This is a genomic window from Paraburkholderia sp. D15, assembly GCF_029910215.1.
In the GTDB taxonomy this organism is placed as follows: Bacteria; Pseudomonadota; Gammaproteobacteria; order Burkholderiales; family Burkholderiaceae; genus Paraburkholderia.
This window is the reverse complement of the sequence record NZ_CP110396.1, coordinates 2,435,336-2,451,433: the sequence shown is the minus strand read 5'-3', so window position 1 is coordinate 2,451,433 and position 16,098 is coordinate 2,435,336. Positions and strand designations below refer to the sequence as shown.

The 16,098-nt window shown below is 65.7% G+C and carries 15 protein-coding genes and 1 pseudogene; 6 read left to right on the top strand and 10 right to left on the bottom strand.

The features are described 5' to 3' along the window. Window positions 1–102: 102 nt before the first annotated feature. Both LFL96_RS30740 and LFL96_RS30735 read left to right on the top strand, forming a co-directional pair. Window positions 103–1,392 carry an FAD-binding oxidoreductase gene (locus LFL96_RS30740; RefSeq protein ID WP_281001655.1) on the top strand — a complete coding sequence of 430 codons (1,290 nt, stop codon included), beginning with the start codon at window positions 103–105 and terminating at the stop codon, window positions 1,390–1,392. Window positions 1,393–1,575: 183 nt separating this feature from the next. After that, window positions 1,576–2,271, top strand: coding sequence for a TetR family transcriptional regulator (locus tag LFL96_RS30735; RefSeq protein ID WP_281001654.1), 696 nt, complete (start codon window positions 1,576–1,578; stop codon window positions 2,269–2,271). A 27-nt stretch (window positions 2,272–2,298) separates the two neighbouring features. On the opposite strand, the gene LFL96_RS30730 is transcribed toward LFL96_RS30735, so the two are convergent. The 3 genes from LFL96_RS30730 to aroQ form a co-directional block, all read right to left on the bottom strand. After that, entirely contained in the window at window positions 2,299–3,696 is a 1,398-nt protein-coding gene (locus LFL96_RS30730) for an MFS transporter (RefSeq protein ID WP_281001653.1), read from the bottom strand. A 70-nt stretch (window positions 3,697–3,766) separates the two neighbouring features. Further along, the gene (locus LFL96_RS30725) at window positions 3,767–4,696 is read right to left on the bottom strand and encodes a shikimate dehydrogenase (RefSeq protein ID WP_281003907.1); all 930 of its coding nucleotides are present in this window, start codon (window positions 4,694–4,696) and stop codon (window positions 3,767–3,769) included. Window positions 4,697–4,722: 26 nt separating this feature from the next. Continuing rightward, entirely contained in the window at window positions 4,723–5,178 is a 456-nt protein-coding gene (gene aroQ, locus LFL96_RS30720; RefSeq protein WP_281001652.1) for a type II 3-dehydroquinate dehydratase, read from the bottom strand. A 341-nt stretch (window positions 5,179–5,519) separates the two neighbouring features. Between aroQ and LFL96_RS30715 the strand changes: the two genes are divergently transcribed. The 3 genes from LFL96_RS30715 to LFL96_RS30705 all read left to right on the top strand — a co-directional run bounded on the left by LFL96_RS30715 (window position 5,520) and on the right by LFL96_RS30705 (window position 8,477). Beyond that, window positions 5,520–7,502 carry a sugar phosphate isomerase/epimerase and 4-hydroxyphenylpyruvate domain-containing protein gene (locus tag LFL96_RS30715; protein ID WP_281001651.1) on the top strand — a complete coding sequence of 661 codons (1,983 nt, stop codon included), beginning with the start codon at window positions 5,520–5,522 and terminating at the stop codon, window positions 7,500–7,502. A gap of 174 nt (window positions 7,503–7,676) precedes the next feature. Continuing rightward, entirely contained in the window at window positions 7,677–8,009 is a 333-nt protein-coding gene (locus LFL96_RS30710) for a hypothetical protein (protein WP_281001650.1), read from the top strand. A gap of 207 nt (window positions 8,010–8,216) precedes the next feature. Then, window positions 8,217–8,477, top strand: coding sequence for a hypothetical protein (locus LFL96_RS30705; RefSeq protein ID WP_281001649.1), 261 nt, complete (start codon window positions 8,217–8,219; stop codon window positions 8,475–8,477). A 143-nt stretch (window positions 8,478–8,620) separates the two neighbouring features. On the opposite strand, the gene LFL96_RS30700 is transcribed toward LFL96_RS30705, so the two are convergent. From LFL96_RS30700 to LFL96_RS30675, 6 genes and pseudogenes are all read right to left on the bottom strand, one after another. Continuing rightward, the gene (locus tag LFL96_RS30700; RefSeq protein WP_201075957.1) at window positions 8,621–8,950 is read right to left on the bottom strand and encodes a hypothetical protein; all 330 of its coding nucleotides are present in this window, start codon (window positions 8,948–8,950) and stop codon (window positions 8,621–8,623) included. Between the two features lie 12 nt (window positions 8,951–8,962). Beyond that, the gene (locus LFL96_RS30695) at window positions 8,963–9,730 is read right to left on the bottom strand and encodes an AraC family transcriptional regulator (protein ID WP_281001648.1); all 768 of its coding nucleotides are present in this window, start codon (window positions 9,728–9,730) and stop codon (window positions 8,963–8,965) included. Between the two features lie 273 nt (window positions 9,731–10,003). Then, window positions 10,004–11,467 (bottom strand): annotated as a pseudogene (locus LFL96_RS30690) (FAD-dependent oxidoreductase); the annotation flags it as partial. A 127-nt stretch (window positions 11,468–11,594) separates the two neighbouring features. After that, a complete protein-coding gene (locus LFL96_RS30685; RefSeq protein WP_281003906.1) occupies window positions 11,595–11,843 on the bottom strand; it encodes a 2Fe-2S iron-sulfur cluster-binding protein in 249 nt (82 codons plus the stop codon). A gap of 118 nt (window positions 11,844–11,961) precedes the next feature. Next, a complete protein-coding gene (locus tag LFL96_RS30680) occupies window positions 11,962–13,113 on the bottom strand; it encodes an FAD-dependent oxidoreductase (protein WP_281001647.1) in 1,152 nt (383 codons plus the stop codon). Then, entirely contained in the window at window positions 13,110–14,069 is a 960-nt protein-coding gene (locus LFL96_RS30675; protein WP_281001646.1) for a 4-hydroxyproline epimerase, read from the bottom strand. Before LFL96_RS30675 ends, LFL96_RS30680 begins: the two co-directional genes overlap by 4 nt. Before the next feature lie 191 nt (window positions 14,070–14,260). On the opposite strand from LFL96_RS30675, the gene LFL96_RS30670 reads away from it, so the two are divergent. Continuing rightward, the gene (locus LFL96_RS30670) at window positions 14,261–15,166 is read left to right on the top strand and encodes a dihydrodipicolinate synthase family protein (protein WP_281001645.1); all 906 of its coding nucleotides are present in this window, start codon (window positions 14,261–14,263) and stop codon (window positions 15,164–15,166) included. A gap of 70 nt (window positions 15,167–15,236) precedes the next feature. Here LFL96_RS30670 and LFL96_RS30665 read toward each other — a convergent pair whose 3' ends face one another. Beyond that, window positions 15,237–16,013, bottom strand: coding sequence for a response regulator transcription factor (locus LFL96_RS30665; protein WP_281001644.1), 777 nt, complete (start codon window positions 16,011–16,013; stop codon window positions 15,237–15,239). Window positions 16,014–16,098 lie beyond the last annotated feature (85 nt).

Here is a 16,098-nt window from a genome sequence, read left to right as displayed (position 1 = left end):
ACACCGATCGTCGCGCGTCGAGCGCCGATCGCTGTTCCGGCCTGGGCGTCCAGACCGCTTGACGGCTGGACGCCGGCTGACCGTTGCCGCTACCCTAGCCGCATGCAAAGTTTCTACGAAGCCACCGTCACCCGTTCCTCCACCTACGCGCCGCTCGATGGCCGGCGCAGCCTTGGCGTGTGCATCATCGGCGGGGGGCTGGCGGGATTGTCCACCGCGTTGGGGCTGGCCGGGCGCGGCGTGACGGACATCGCGGTGCTCGAAGCGCGTCAGGTGGGCTTTGGGGCGTCCGGGCGCAACGGTGGCTTCGTGTTCGGCGGCTACAGCCTGGATTGCGCCGATCTGTTGAAGGCGCTCGGCCCGGCACGCGCCCGCGAACTCTACACGCTGACCACCGACGCCGTCGATCTGATGCGCGAGCGCATCCAGCGCCATGCGATCGATTGCGACGTGACCGACGCCGGCGTGATCCTCGCCAACTGGTTCGACGAACCCGCCCGCCTCGACGCGCAACGGCGTCTGATGCGCGATGCATTCGGCGTCGACTGGGAGCCGGTGCCGGCCGCGCAACTCGCCGGGCAATTGAAAACCCACCGCTATCACGGCGGGCTGTTCGAGCGCAACGCCTTCCATTTTCATCCGCTGAAGTACGTGCTCGGCATTGCCGCCGCGGCGGCGCGCGCCGGCGTGCGGATTCACGAGCAGTCGCCGGTGATCCGTCTGCGAAAGGAAGGAGCAGGCTTCGTCGTGCACACGCCGAACGGCACGCTCGACGCGCAGCATGTCGTGATGGCGGGCGGCGGTTATGCGCGCAACGTCTACGCGAAGGTCGAACGCGCGGTGCTGCCGATCGCCACCTACGTGATGGCGACCGAACCGCTCGGTGCGCGCCTCGCCGACGCGATCGACACGCGCGCCGCGATCTACGACACCCGTTTCGCGTTCGACTATTACCGCCCGTTGCCGGACACCCGCATTCTGTGGGGCGGCCGCATTTCCGTGCGCGACCGCGCGCCGGCCGCGATCGCCAGGCTGTTGCGGCGCGATCTGCTGAAGGTCTATCCGCAACTGCGCGACGTGCGGATCGACTACGCGTGGGGCGGCCTGATGAGCTACGCGCGTCACAAGATGCCGCAGATCGGCCGCAGCACGGACGGCGTGTGGTACGCGGTCGGTTTCGGCGGACACGGAATGGCGCCCACCACGGTATCCGGCGAATTGCTGGCGGCCGCCATTTCCGGCGAGCGGCCGGTGCCTGACGCGTTCGCCACATTCGGCCTGACGCCTGCCTATGGCGCGCTCGGTCTCGCGGCGGCTCAACTGACCTACACGGCGATGCAGACCCGCGACGCGCTGGCCGAACGGCGCCGGCCCGCTCGCGCCAGTTCGTGATGCGGTGGCGATGCGGTGGCGATGCGGTGGCGATGCGCCGTTCGCACGCCGCCGACGCGCGGCGACTGCATCGCGCAGTGGTTGAAAAGCGCCCGCCGAACCGTCGCCGACCCGCCCGGAGAGCCGCGCCGGACGCCATTTTCGCCATGCTAGAATGCGCCGTCACTGCCGCTCGAATACACAATGAAAAAGGGAAGCAAGGCCGCCGAGCCTGATACCAACGGCATCGCGCCGGACGCGTCGCGCGCCGACACCCGTCGCAAGTACGACCCTGAAGAGACGAAGCGCAACATCCTGGAAGTCGCGACCCAGGAGTTCTCCGCCATGGGCCTGACCGGCGCCCGCGTCGACGCGATCGCGGAGCGCACCCACACCACCAAGCGCATGCTGTACTACTACTTCGGCAGCAAGGAAGGGTTGTACCAGGCGGTGCTGGAAAAGGTCTACGGCGACATTCGCGCGCTCGAACAGGATCTGCACGTGAGCGAACTCGACCCGGTCGAGGGTATGCGCGCGCTGGTCGAATTCACCTTCGACTATCACGACCGGCAGCGCGATTTCGTGCGTCTGGTGACCATCGAGAACATTCACGGCGCGAAGTACGTCGAGCAGGTGAAGTCCTTCAAAGGGCGCAACGTCACCGTGATTCATACGATCGAGGACCTGCTCGCGCGCGGCATCGCCGCCGGGCAGTTCCGCGGCGACATCGACGCGATCGATCTGCATCTGATGATCAGTTCGCTGTGCTTTCATCGCATCGGCAATCGCCACACGTTCGGCACGGCGTTCGGGCGCGATCCGTCGCATCCGCGCCTGCGCGCGCGGCATCGCGCGATGATCGTCGACGCGGTGCTGCGCTTCGTGCGCAAGGAAGATTGACGCGGCGCGCGTTTTTCGCGCGTCGTCCTAATCCTCCAGCACGATCCGCTTGATATCGCCGACCACAAAGATATACGACAGCGCGCCGACCATCGCGATCCCGCCGATGAACACCAGCGCGCCGACGAACGAGCCGGTCACCGCGACGATAAACCCCACCACCAGCGGCGTGACGATCCCGGCCAGATTGGCCGCGAAGTTGAAGATGCCGCCGGTCACGCCAAGCAGCCCTTCCGGCGCGATATCGGACACCAGCGTCCAGCCGAGCGCGGCCATGCCCTGCGCGAAAAACGCCACGGAAAGAATCGCGATCACCACCACGTTGCTGTCGACATAGTTCGCGAGCACGATCGTCGACGCGAGCAGAAGGCCGGCGATGATCGGCAGCTTGCGCGCGACATTCGGCGACTTGCCGCGCCGCAACAGCCAGTCGGAAAAGATGCCGCCGAACATCACGCCGATCGACGCGGCAATGAACGGCATGATCGCGAAGAAGCCGATCTTCAGCCACGCCATATGACGTTCGGTCGCGAGGTAGGTGGGGAACCACGTGAGGAAGAACACCAGCGTCGAGTTGCCGGCGAACTGGCCAAGGCAGATGCCCGTCAACTGGCGATGTTTGAGCAGACGCCCGATCGTGCGCCATTCGAAGCCGCTCTTCGAGCCCGCCTTTGTAGCCGTATTCGCCGCATTCGCCGCATTCGCCGCCCCGGCATCTTTCTTCCGATGCGTGAGTCCACCGCCCGCTTCGATATAGTCGAGTTCCGCCTGATTCGCCGACGGATGATCGCGCGGCTCGCGATAAAACGTCCACCAGATCAACCCGAACACCAGCCCCACGCCGCCCACCACGAAGAACAGCGAACGCCAGCCGAACGCGCCCATCAGCATGAACAGAAACGGGCTGAAGAACGCCAGGCCGATGTATTCGCCGACCGTATAGGTGCCGGTCGCCATCGCGCGTTCGTTCTGCGGAAACCATGTCGCCACCACGCGGCTGTTGGTCGGAAAGCACGGCGCTTCCGACACGCCGAGCCCGAGGCGAAACACGAACAGCGCGCCGATGCCATGCACAAGGCCTTGCGCGAGCGTAAAGAGCGACCAGAAGGTCATCGACAGAAAATACGTGAGCTTGCTGCCGAAGCGGTCGAGAAACAGGCCGCCGGGAATCTGCGAGGCCACATAGCTCCACGAGAACACCGAGAACAGCAGACCCATCAGCGCCGCGTTGATGCCGAGTTCCTTCGTCAGTTGCGGCGCGGCGATGCCGAGCACCGTGCGATCCAGGTAGTTGATCATCGTGCCGACCGCGAGCAGCCCGAGAATCTGATAGCGGGCTTTCGAGCGGCGCACGGCCTTGGCCGTGACGTCTCCCAAAGGGGCCTCCTGCGCCGCGGCGGGACTATGTGGAGTCGGTTGGGGCATGGTGTGTGTGTCTCCTCGGTCTGATCGTGGGCGGTGCGGGCCTGTTCGTGCGGCGAGGCTGCGCCGCCGGTCAGGCCTCTGGCTGCTGCAGCAGCGATTGGAAATGGCGGTACACGCGCTCGGCGTCCGGCTCGAGTCCGGTGAAAATGCGCATCGCGTCCACCGCCTGATAAACCGCCATGCCGCCGCCGCTCAACGTGCGGCAGCCGAGCGCGTCGGCCGCCTGCAACAGCGCGGTGCGGATCGGGAAGTAGACGATGTCCGCGACCCACAAATCGCGATGCAGCAATTCGACCGGCAACGGCAAGCCGGGCAGTTTCGCCATGCCGGTCGGCGTCGCGTGAATCAGGCCGTTCGCTTCGGCAAGCGCGTGCGCGAGCGAGCTGCCGGCGCTGACGCTGGCGGCCGGGAAGCGCTGCTGCAATTCGCCGGCCAGCGCCGCGGCGCGCGAGGCGTCCACGTCGAACAGCGTGAGCGTCTGTGCACCCATGCTCAGCGCGGCGTGCGCGACCGCCGCGCCGGCGCCGCCCGCACCCAGTTGAACGACGCGCGCGAGCGGCACGTCCGGCAGGCCGCGCTGGAACGCACGGGCGAAGCCGGACCAGTCGGTGTTGTGGCCGATGCGTTTGCCGTCCTTGAACAGCACCGTGTTGACCGCGCCGAGCGCGCGGGCGTCGTCGGAAAGTTCGTCGAGCAGCGGAATCACCGCCTGTTTGCACGGATAGGTGATGTTCAGGCCGTTGTAGCCCATTCGTTCGGCGGCGCTCAGCAGGTCCGGCAGCGCGGCGAGATCGAGCCGCAGCGCTTCGAGGTCGATGCGGCGGTACACGTAGTGCAGACCGAGTTGGCTGCCCTCTTCTTCATGCATCGCCGGGCTCAACGAACCGCCGATTCCCGAGCCGATCAGACCGACCAGATACGAACTGGCGCTGGCCTGCGAATGAGCGAGCGCGTCCACGCGGGGTTGCGCCGGCGCTTCGGCGGGAGACGGCGCGGTCATGCCGGTTGCGATAGTGTCGATTGCGTTCATCGTGCGGTCCTGTTCGCGAGCAGGCTCGCCATCCGTTCGAGCGCAAGCACATAGCCTTGCGTGCCGCAGCCGACGATGATCCCGTCCGCCACCGCCGACACATACGAGTGGTGCCGGAACGCCTCGCGCCGATGCACGTTTGAAATATGCACTTCGATCACCGGCTTTTCGATCGCGCTGAGCGCGTCGGCGATCGCCACCGACGTATGCGTGTACGCCGCCGGATTGATCACGATGCCGTCGACCTTGGTCCGCGCCGCATGCAGCCAGTCGATCAGCTGATGCTCGGCGTTCGACTGACAGAAGTCCACCAACAGATTCAGCCGTTCGCCCGCGTCGCGGCACAGCTTCGCGACGTCGTCGAGCGTTTCCGCGCCGTAGATGGCGGGCTCGCGTGTGCCGAGCAGGTTGAGATTCGGTCCGTTGAGGACCAGGACGGAGGCAAAACTCATGGCAACCACTCCTGCAAAGTAAGACCTGATACAGCCTGAAGCGCGCCGCGCGATCGCGGCGGCTCCACAACGTAAAACGGAGTGTGCGCGCGTCCGCCGGAATCGTCATCTGGGGTTTTCACGAATTTGTACTATCTAGTTAGTTTTTATACACTGTCGACAATTCCGCTCAATGCGCTATTTTTTCCACGCTGTGGTTTTGTGAGCAAGTAACCAACTGGTCCACTTTTCGCATTGCAGCATGGACCGCGGGGCACGCTTTGCCGGCCCACGCGGTGCATCGGGAGGGAACGTTTCCCTGTCGCCATTTGTCCGTTTGCCAGTTTTTGCAGGAGCCGTTCATGCAACGTTCGATTGCCACCGTGTCGATCAGCGGCACGCTTGTCGAGAAGCTGACCGCGATCCAGGCGGCCGGTTTCGAAGGCGTCGAGATCTTCGAGAACGACCTGCTGTGCTTCGACGGCCCGCCCGCCGACGTGCGGCGCATCGCCGCCGATCTCGGGCTGAAGATCATGCTGTTCCAGCCGTTCCGCGATTTCGACGGGGTCGGCCCTGAGCGCCTCGCACGCAATCTCGAACGCGCGAAACGCAAGTTCGACGTGATGCACGAACTCGGCACCGATCGCATCCTGGTTTGCAGCAACGTGTCGCCCGACACCCTCGGCGACGACGCGCTGATGACCGACCAGCTCGGCGCGCTTGCGCTCGCAGCCGGGGCGGCCGGCGTGATCGCCGGTTACGAGGCGCTCGCGTGGGGCAAGCACGTGAAGACTTACCGGCACGCGTGGAAGCTTGTGAACGCGGTGAATCATCCGAATCTGGGGCTGGTGCTCGACAGTTTTCATACGCTGTCGCTGAGCGATACCGTCGACGCGATCGCCGGCATTCCGGGCGAGCGGATCGCCTTCGTGCAGATCGCCGACGCGCCGAAACTCGCGATGGACGTGCTCGAATGGAGCCGGCATTACCGCTGCTTTCCGGGTCAGGGCGATTTCGATCTGGCCGGCTTCACCGCGCAGATCGTCAAGACCGGCTATTCGGGGCCGCTGTCGCTGGAGATTTTCAACGACGGTTTCCGCGCCGCGCCCACGACGATCACGGCGGCGGACGGGCATCGTTCGCTGCTGTTTCTGGAGGAGCAGATGCGCGCGGTGCTGGCGGTTGAAGCGGCTGAGAGGGCCAAGGTGGCTGATCTTGCTCGCGATCACGCTCAGACAGGGCTTGCCAGCGCAGCTGAAACTCAAACTGAAGCCGAACGCCCGGAACCGCCTCGTTTCGTCGACCTCTATCGCTCCCCCGCCGCGCCCGCTCACGTCGGCTACCAGTTCCTCGAATTCGCGGTCGATCACGCCACCCGCGCGCAACTCGTCGACTGGCTCGGCAAGCTGCGCTTTCGCGAGGCGGGCCGGCATCGTTCGAAAGACGTGACGCTGTTCCAGCACGGCGCGGCGTCGATCGTGCTGAACGCCGAGCCGGACTCGTTCGCCAACGCGTTCTTTCAGCAGCATGGTTTGTCGCTGTGCGCGTCGGCGTTGCGCGTCGACGACGCCGCGCAGGCGTTCGAGCGCGCCGCCGGCTTCGGCTACGCGCCGTTCTCCGGCCAGATCGGCCCCAACGAGCGCGTGCTGCCGGCCGTGCAGGCGCCGGACGGCAGCCTGAATTATTTCGTCGACGAATCGCCGGATCAGCCGACGCTATTCGAAGCCGATTTCGTCCTCACGGACATCAACGGTCCGGCCGAAGTGGGTCCGCTCGCACGCATCGATCACGTGTGTCTGTCGGTGCCGGCGGAGTCGCTGGACACGTGGGTGCTGTTTCTGCGCACCGCGCTCGGTTTCCAGGCGGAACCCGGCGTGCTGGTGCCCGATCCGTACGGGCTGGTCCGCAGCCGGGCGCTGCGCAGTGGCGACGGTTCGGTGCGGATCGTGCTGAATGCGTCGGTGGATCGTCATACGGCGGTGGCCGAGGCGCTGCACACGTATCACGGCTCCGGCCTGAATCACGTGGCGTTCAGCACGGTGGATATCGTCGGCGCGATCCGCGAGTTCGTCGCCGATGGTTTGCCGGTGCTGCGCATTCCGCGCAATTACTACGACGACCTCGCCGCCCGTTACGCACTGGCGGACGATGTGCTCGACGCATTGCAAACGCATAACATCCTCTACGACCGCGACGACAAGGGCGGCGAGTTTTTCCACGCTTATACCGAACTGCTGGACCGGCGGTTTTTCCTGGAGATCGTCGAGCGGCGTGGCGGGTATGACGGTTACGGCGCGGGGAACGCGGCCGTGCGGCTGGCCGCGCAGGCGCAGCGACGGAAGTAGGCGGCCGCCGGCGCATCGCCCGGGCATGCTACGTGCGGCACTGCGTCAAGTTGCGGCAGCGCGTCGATATAATGGCGCCTTTGCCCGCGCGCGCACTGCCGCGCCGCCGTGTCCGGCTCGCGGGGCCGCACGTCCCGCCGGATGCCAACGGACGAATCGAACGCCAGGAGAGATATGAAGAAGCTAGCCGTAGTCCTGTCAGTGCCCCTCTTTCTCAGCGCTTGCGCATGGTTCCAGAAGAACCCGGATGCCGGCGAGCCCGTCACCGATACCACCACGCAGCGCTCTGTCAACGACGTGATCGCCTGCCTGACCCAGGTCGCGACCAATCACAACGCATCGTTCAAATCGACGTCGATCCCGCAGGGCCAGATGCTCGACTTCGGCGATTCGAACGTCATCAAGGTTCGCGCCGACAATGGAGCGACCACTTACCGCTTTTATGCGGGTAAGCGGCACGTGAGCAATCTGTGGATCGAGCAGGCCGGCAAAACCTGCGCGCCTTGAGCGCTTGCGCGGGTTTGCGCGACATTCGCGCGTGGTAAGAAAGGGCAAGGAAAAGACAGGAAAAAGTAGTGCGATGGATGCGCTAATTTGATCTTGTGCAATCTTCGTGTCACGGTGTTACAGGACAATGAGTCTTAAGAATCGTTTAAGACTTCGTCCGCATCATGCCCCGCAGACGACAGATTATTCAGCACAGGGGTGTGCACCATGAACCAGCCCAATCAAAACATGAACGAAACACCGGCGCCGGCCAAGCGGCCCACCATGCTGCGCCGTTTGCTCAGCCACCACGAACTCGCGACGCTGCTGCTGTTGCTGCACGCGCCGATCGACGCGTCCGCGAAACCCGAGATTCCGCAGCTTCACGAAGCCGGGCTGATCGAGACGGTCGCCGGCGACGCGGGCGACGCGCATATCCGTCTGACGCCGGAAGGCAATGCCGTGCTGCGCGGGCTCGGTATCAAGTAAGAAGTAAGGAATCGAATTCGAGGCGCCTGGCGTGGCAACGCACGCCACCGGGCGTCGCGGTATGAGCCCATCGGGCATGGCCATGACCGCCCGGGTTGCCTGAGCCCATTCAGCGCTTCAGGCGCAGCATTCAAGTCACTGTCTTAAGCCTGCCACACGCCGTAACCCGCTTCGCGCAGGCCGATCGCCAACTCCACTTCCATGTCCTGCGCGCCGCGATACGGCATCGGATTGAACACTTCGTATAGCTCGGGTACGAGCCGCAGCCCGTAATCGCGCACGTAGCGGTTCGCCTGAATGCCGGCCTTGTGCCGGTCGAAGCGCAGGTCGGGGTCCAGACCCGTCATGCCTACATACACGCAAGGTTTGTCGAACCGGTAATCGGGATTCGCGCGGCGAAAGCGTGCCTCGTTCCAGACCTTGTCGTCGAGCGCGACGACGTACACGTAATAGTGATGCTTGCGACGGACCATAGGCAGCGTGGCTTAGCTCCGCGCGGTTCCATGCAGCAGCATCCGGTACTCGGTCGGCGTAATGCCGACGGTCGCCTTGAACTGCCGCGTGAACGCGCTGTGGTCGGTATAGCCGCAGAGCGCGGCGACGTCGGTGACTTTGTCGTGCGACACCAGCAGCGCGGTGGCCGCATCCAGCCGCGTTTTCAGCAGCACCTGACGCGGCGTCAGATGAAACACCTTATGAAAATAGCGCTCCAGCTGCGCGACCGACATATCCGCCATGGCCGCCAACTGTTTCAGGTTGAGCGGCTGCACGTAATTCTCCTGAATCGACTGGACCACCGCCGCGAGCCGGCTGTACGCGGGATGACTGCTTTCGTCCGCCTTCAGATCGCGCGAAATACCTGCAAGTCCGACCACCTTGCCGGACTCGTCCCGCAGCGGCTGCTTGCAGGTCAGGCACCAGCCGGGTTGACGGCCGGGATACAGATGCAATTCGAGCTGGTCGATCATCTGGTTGCCGACGTCGATGACCGCCTTGTCCTGCGCGGTGTAGATGCGTCCGAAGCGGCGCGGGAAGACGTCCTCGGCGGTGCGGCCGAGTAGCGCGGACTTTTCCTTGAAACCGCAGCGCGATGCCAGCGTGCGGTTGACCAGCGCGTAGCGGGCCTCGGCGTCCTTGACGAAGAAGACGATGTCCGGCATCGCATCGAACACCGGTTCCAGCAGGCGAAAGTGCGACAGCATGCCGGCCAGGGTGGAGTCGTTCGGTTCGAGCGCATCAGCCAGCGTGTTCATCGTGCGGGTCCGGTGGGTTCGTGTTGCGCGGTGCGTGGGAGCGTTCGCCCGTGGCGTCGTGCCGCGCTCGGGTGCGGTCGATTATAGAACCGCGCGGCGGACGACAATATCCGGGGTATGCGCGGGGCGGGGTCAGGGGGATGGGGTGGGTGGCGTTGTGGTGCCGGGCGTTGGGGTGCCGGGCGTTGCGGCACATGGCGACGTTGTACCTGGCGATACGGCGCTTGGCGGTGTGGTAGCCGTTGTACCTGCACTGTCCGGTTCGCATGCGCTGACGACTACGTCCGCCGCCATCAGCGTGGCGATACGCGCGGGACTGAACGGCGGTCGAGGCGCCGCGGCCGCCCAGCCGAAGTACAGGTTCGCGGCAGCGCCGCAGATGCGGCCTTGGCACGCCCCCATTCCGCAGCGGGTCTGCAGTTTCGCGTCGCGCCAACCGTCGAACGCGCGGACCTCGCCGAGGCTGACGTCTTCGCAGCGACACAGCAACGTGGCATCGGCGGGAGGCGTACGGGCGGCGTCCCGCAACGCGAATGCCGTCGCAACGCGTTTACCGAAGCGGCGCCAGCGTGCGCGTTGTGCGCGCAATGCGGTGTCGTTTGCGGTGTCGTTTGCGGTGTCGTTTGCGGTGTCGTTTGCGGTGTCGTTTGCGGTGTCGGTTGCGGTGTCGGTTGCGGTGTCGGTTGCGGTGTCGGTTGCGGTGTCGGTTGCGCTGCGTTTTGCGCTGGCGTTTGCAACGACGGTCGCGCCAAGGCCCATTGCGCTACTCGCCACCTCGTGCGCGTGACGGCGATGGTCCTGCATTCCCGCAACCGCACACAACCCGGCGATTCTTCCCTCCACCACCGCCAGCTCCGCGCCGCCGACGCCCGTGCACTCCCCCGCCGCGAATACACCGTCGACCGACGTACGTTGCCCATCGTCGACGACGATCGCCCCCGCGTCGTCGATCACGCAACCGAGCGCCTGCGCGAGCGTCACGTTAGGCAAAAGCCCATAACCGCAAGCGATGCGATCGCAATCCAGCGTCACCGTATGTTTGCCGCGTCGAACGACGGCCTGTTCGACGCGTCCTTTACCCCGCGCCGCCTGGACCATGCCGCCGGTCCAATAATGCGTGCCATTAAACCCGCGCGTCATGCCGACCGCTTGCCGCAACTTCGACGGCGCCGCCAGCAACGACACGCCGAAACGCGCGACATCCAGCGCCGACGCCTGCTCGACCACCGCGACGACGCGCGCGCCGGCCTCGCGTGCCGTCGCCAGCGCCGCGATCAGCAACGGCCCGCTCCCCGCGATCACGATCCGTTCGCCGCGTACCGGCATGCCACCTTTGATCAGCGCCTGCAATGCGCCCGCGCCGGTGACGCTGGGCAAGGTCCATCCTTCGAACGGCAGGAGGAGTTCGCGTGCGCCGGTTGCCAGAATCAGCCGCTCGTAAGTGAGCGATACGCCGCCGTGTCGCGTCGATTCAAGCAGGAGACCGCGCGGGCTCAGCGGTGCGACCACACGTGTCGAAGGCCAGTAGGTGAAGTTTTCCAGTCCGTTCAAGCGTGCGAGCAAATCGTCGAGCGGCGCTTGCGGCGGATGCGCGGGGCCTTGTCGCCAGATCTGGCCACCGGCGCGGGGGTTGTCGTCGAGCAACGCGACGGCGACGCCCGCGCGCGCCGCCACGCAAGCGGCGTTCAGACCGGCGGGTCCAGCACCGACGATGACGATGTCGAAGTGCCGGTTCATCGCGCAGCCCTCAGGGTGGGTGCAAGCGCAGCAACGGTAGCCGTCGTCGTTGCCATTGTCGTCATTGCATCAGTGCGCGCGACGTTTCGTGAGAGGGCCGGCGACACGCCATGAAAATAAGCTGTGGTCACCGCGCCCCTCCCTCACCGGCACACACCACCTGCCCATCGCTACACAGCGTCTGGCATGCCAGCACATGTGCGCAACCATCGATCGTTACGCGACACTCCTGGCACACGCCCATCCCACACAACGGCGTACGGAGCTCGCCGCCGACCGACACACGCGTCCCATTCACGCCAGCGATGACAAGCGCCGCAGCAACGGTCGTCCCAACGTCCACCTCGACGGCGCAGCCATTAACCGTCAACAGCACACGCGCTGAGCCCGTGTTTGCGCTCGTGTTTGCGCCCGTGTTTGCGCCCGTGTTTGCGCCCGTGTTTGCGCCCGCATCCACGCCCATATCCGCACCGTCCTTCCCACCCATGCCCGCGCTACCCATAACTCACCCGCCGCGCAAAACGCCCCGGCAAATAAGGCTCGAACGAAATCGGCAACGAAGAACCCAAACCCGCCGCATCGCCCGCACCAACAATCTGCGCCGCAAGCAGCTTCGCGGTAGCGAGCGACGTCGTCACGCCCAACCCCTCATGCCCAACCGCCAGCCAGACGCCACGCGCATCGTCGCCCGCCGGTCCGATCAACGGCAGCCCATCCGGCGACGCCGCGCGAAAACCCGTCCACGCGCGAATACCGTTGAGCGTCGGCAGCATCGGCAGATAACGCGCGGCGCGTTGCAGCATGCGCGCGAGAACCGGCATCTCGACGGTGGAGTCGATCGTGTCGAACTGCCGCGACGAGCCGATCAGCAATTGCCCGGTGGGCCGCGGCTGCGCATTGAACGCGACCGACGTGCCCGCGGCGTGATGCGCGCTCTTGATGTAGCCGAGTTCGAGCAACTGATGGCGAATCAGATCCGGATAGCGATCCGTGATCAGCAAGTGGCCCTTCTTCGGCTGCAACGGCAGTGACGGCAACAGATCGCGCGCGCCCAGTCCATTGGCCACCACCACGCAACCCGCGTCGAGCGATTCGCCGCTCGCCAGCGTGACCCCACGCGCATCCACCGACACGACCGGCGTGCCCAGTCGCACCCGAATATTCGCGGCGCCCGGCGATTGCGTCAGCAACCATTCGGCGACGGCCGGCGCATACACGATGCTGTCGTGCTCGATCCGCAAGCCACCGACCAGCGACTCCGACAACGCCGGCTCGCAAGTCCTCAGCGCCGACGTGTCGAGCAACTGCGCGGCGACGCCCTGTGCGTCGAAAGCCGTGTGCATCGCGCGGGCGGCCTGCCATTCCTCGTCGTCGGCGGCGACCCACAGCGTGCCGCAACGCGCGAACGCATCGCGCTTGCGCAGCCGCGGCGCGAGGTCCAGCCACAGATCGCGCGCGTAGCGGCTCAGCGCGAATTCGGCCGGCGAGTCGTTCATCACGACGATGTGGCCCATGCCGGCCGCCGTCGCGCCCACGCCGATGCCGTGCGCGTCCAGCACCTCGACGCGCATGCCGAGCGCGGCCAGTTCCGCCGCGCACGCCGCGCCGACAATCCCGGCCCCGACGATCAGCGCATCCGCTCTCATGCCGTGCGTATGCCCCACGCGAACGGATCGCGCTCGTCGAAGCACAACTGACCCTGCGCCATGATGTGCGCGTGACCGGTGATAGTCGGCACGATCGCGACGCCGTCGTCCGCGCGGCGATAGCTCGCTTCGAACACGCTGCCGATAATGCTCTCCTGGCGCCACACCGCGCCCTCGGCGAGTTTGCCGTCGGCGGCGAGGCAGGCCACCTTGGCGCTGGTGCCGGTGCCGCACGGCGAGCGGTCGTACGCGTTGCCCGGACACAGCACGAAGCTGCGGCTGTCGATGCCATCGCGCGAACCCGGCCCGAACAGTTCGATATGGTCGATCAGCGCGCCGTCCGCGCCGGTGATGCGCTGCGCGATCAACGCGTCGCGAATCGCCGCGCTGAAGGCGGTCAACTCGCCGATGCGCGACGCCTCCAGCGCATGACCGTGATCGGCGACCAGAAAAAACCAGTTGCCGCCCCAGCCAATATCGCCGCGCAACACGCCGTCGTAGCCGGGCACGTCCACCGCCACCGCCTCGCGATAGCGATACGCGGGCACGTTGCGCACACCGACACTGCCGTCGTCGTTCAGCGTCGCCTCGACCACGCCGACCGGCGTCTCGATCCGGTGACGTCCGGGTCCGAGGCGTCCCGTATGCGCGAGCGAAACGACAAGCCCGATGGTGCCGTGGCCGCACATGCCGAGATAGCCGACGTTGTTGAAGAAGATCACGCCGGCCGCGCAGGTCGGGTCGTGCGGCTCGCACAGCAGCGCGCCGACCACCACGTCCGAACCGCGCGGTTCGGTGACGATGCCCACGCGCCAGTCGTCGAACTGCGTGCGGAACACGTCGAGCCGCTGCGCCAGCGTGCCGTTGCCCAGATCGGGGCCCCCCGCGATCACGAGGCGGGTCGGTTCGCCGCCGGTGTGCGAGTCGATGATGTCGATGGTTTTCATGCCGCCCATGGTAGAAATCGCGGGCGTGCAAGTCTTGGTGAGACTAAGCGTGGATTGTGACGATTTCGGCATAACCCGAACGCGTTTAAACGCGACCCTGGCTGTGCCGAAATCGTCATTCACCGCGCGCGATTCACGCAAGACGGCGCGATTTTCCCTGCTTACACTGCGCTGTAACCCATCACATCAGGAGAGCAGTCGTGGCGCATATCTGGGAAGGCGTATGGCCTGCGGTCACCACCAAGTTTCACGCGGATTTCAGCATAGACCGCGCATGGACCGGCAAGAATATCGACGCGCAGATCGACGCGGGCGTGGACGGCATCATCGTGTGCGGATCGCTCGGCGAGGCGTCCACGCTATCGCTGGACGAGAAGCTTCAGGTGCTCGACATCGCCGTCGAGGCCGCTCACGGCCGCGTCCCGGTCCTGCTGACCATCGCCGAAAACAGCACGCTCGACGCCTGCCGCCAGGCCGAAGCCGGCAGCCGCCACGGTGCCGCGGGCTACATGGTGCTGCCGGGCCTGCGCTACCTGTCCGACCGGCGCGAAACGCTGCACCATTTCCGCAGCGTAGCCGCCGCGAGCGCGCTACCGCTGATGATCTACAACAACCCGCTTGCCTACGGCGTGGACATGACGCCCGACATGTTCGCCGAGATCGCGGACGAAGCGAAGATCGTCGCGATCAAGGAATCCTGCGGCGACGTGCGGCGCGTGACCGATCTGATCAACGCGGTCGGCGACCGTTTCGCGATTCTGTGCGGCGTCGACAATCTGGCGATGGAGGCGATATTGATGGGCGCGCACGGCTGGGTCGCCGGGCTGGTCTGCGCGTTTCCGCGCGAGACCGTGGCGATCTACCGCCTGCTGAAGGCGGGACGCCTGGAGGAAGCCCGCGCGATTTACCGCTGGTTCGCACCGCTGCTCGCGCTCGACGTATCAGCCAAGCTCGTGCAGAACATCAAGCTGGCCGAGACGATGGTCGGGCTGGGGACGGAGCCGGTGCGGCCGCCGCGTCTGCCGCTGGCGGGCGACGAACGCGACGCGGTGGAGGCGTTGATTCGCAAGTCGCTGGAAACGCGTCCGGCGCTGCCGCAGGTTTAGGCGGCGGTGGCGGCGGTGGCGGCGCTTGCGGCAGGTTCGAGCGGCGCGGGTTAAGCGAAGCGGCGCGGGTTCACACCGCGCCGTCAGCTTCAGGCATCAACCCATCAGCCGGAACGCGGCCACGCCGGGTTGCTTCCTTGCGCGGATCGGCCACTTCGCCATGCCGCAGATGCAGCAGCCGGTAGCCGCTCTTGTACACCGGCTGCAGACGGAAACCGTTCGGTTCGTCGATCTCCAGCAGCAGCCGCAAACGCGACACATGGCTGTCGATGGTGCGCGTGAACTCGCGAAACTCGCGGCCCCACACCATCGCGAAGATATGGTCGCGCGACATCACGCGGCCAATGTTGGAAAAGAACAGCGACGCCAACCGGTACTGCGTGCCCGACAACTGCACCACCCGGTCGCGCAGCGTGACCACCTGGTGATGCGCGTTGAAACGGTACGGCCCCACGGCGAAATGCTCGCCGCCGAAGCGTTCGGGATATACGCGCCGCAGCAACGCGCCGATCCGCTCGCGGAACTCCGCGGGCCGCAGCGGCAATGCGACGTAGTCGTCCGCCCCGCCGGCGAACGCGCGCACCATGCTCTCCTCCGACGCATCGCGCGACGCGAACACGACCGGCAACCGCTCGCCGCCGACCGCGCGCACCGAGCGCAACACCTCGGCGCCGCCGAGGCGCGTGCCCTGCCAGTCGAGCACCAGCAGATCCACGGTGGAGCGCGCAAGCGACTTCGACATGGTCAGGCCGTCGTCGTAGGACACAAGGGTATGGCCGGCGCCGATCAGAATCTTCTCGATCGATTGACGCATAAGCGGGTCACGCTGAAGGATGGCGATGCGCATGGATGACTCTTCACGGGTTAGCACGGACGCGAATTCTCAGAGCGGCACCCGAGTCCTCCCATAGGAGCAATCCTAATTTACATGT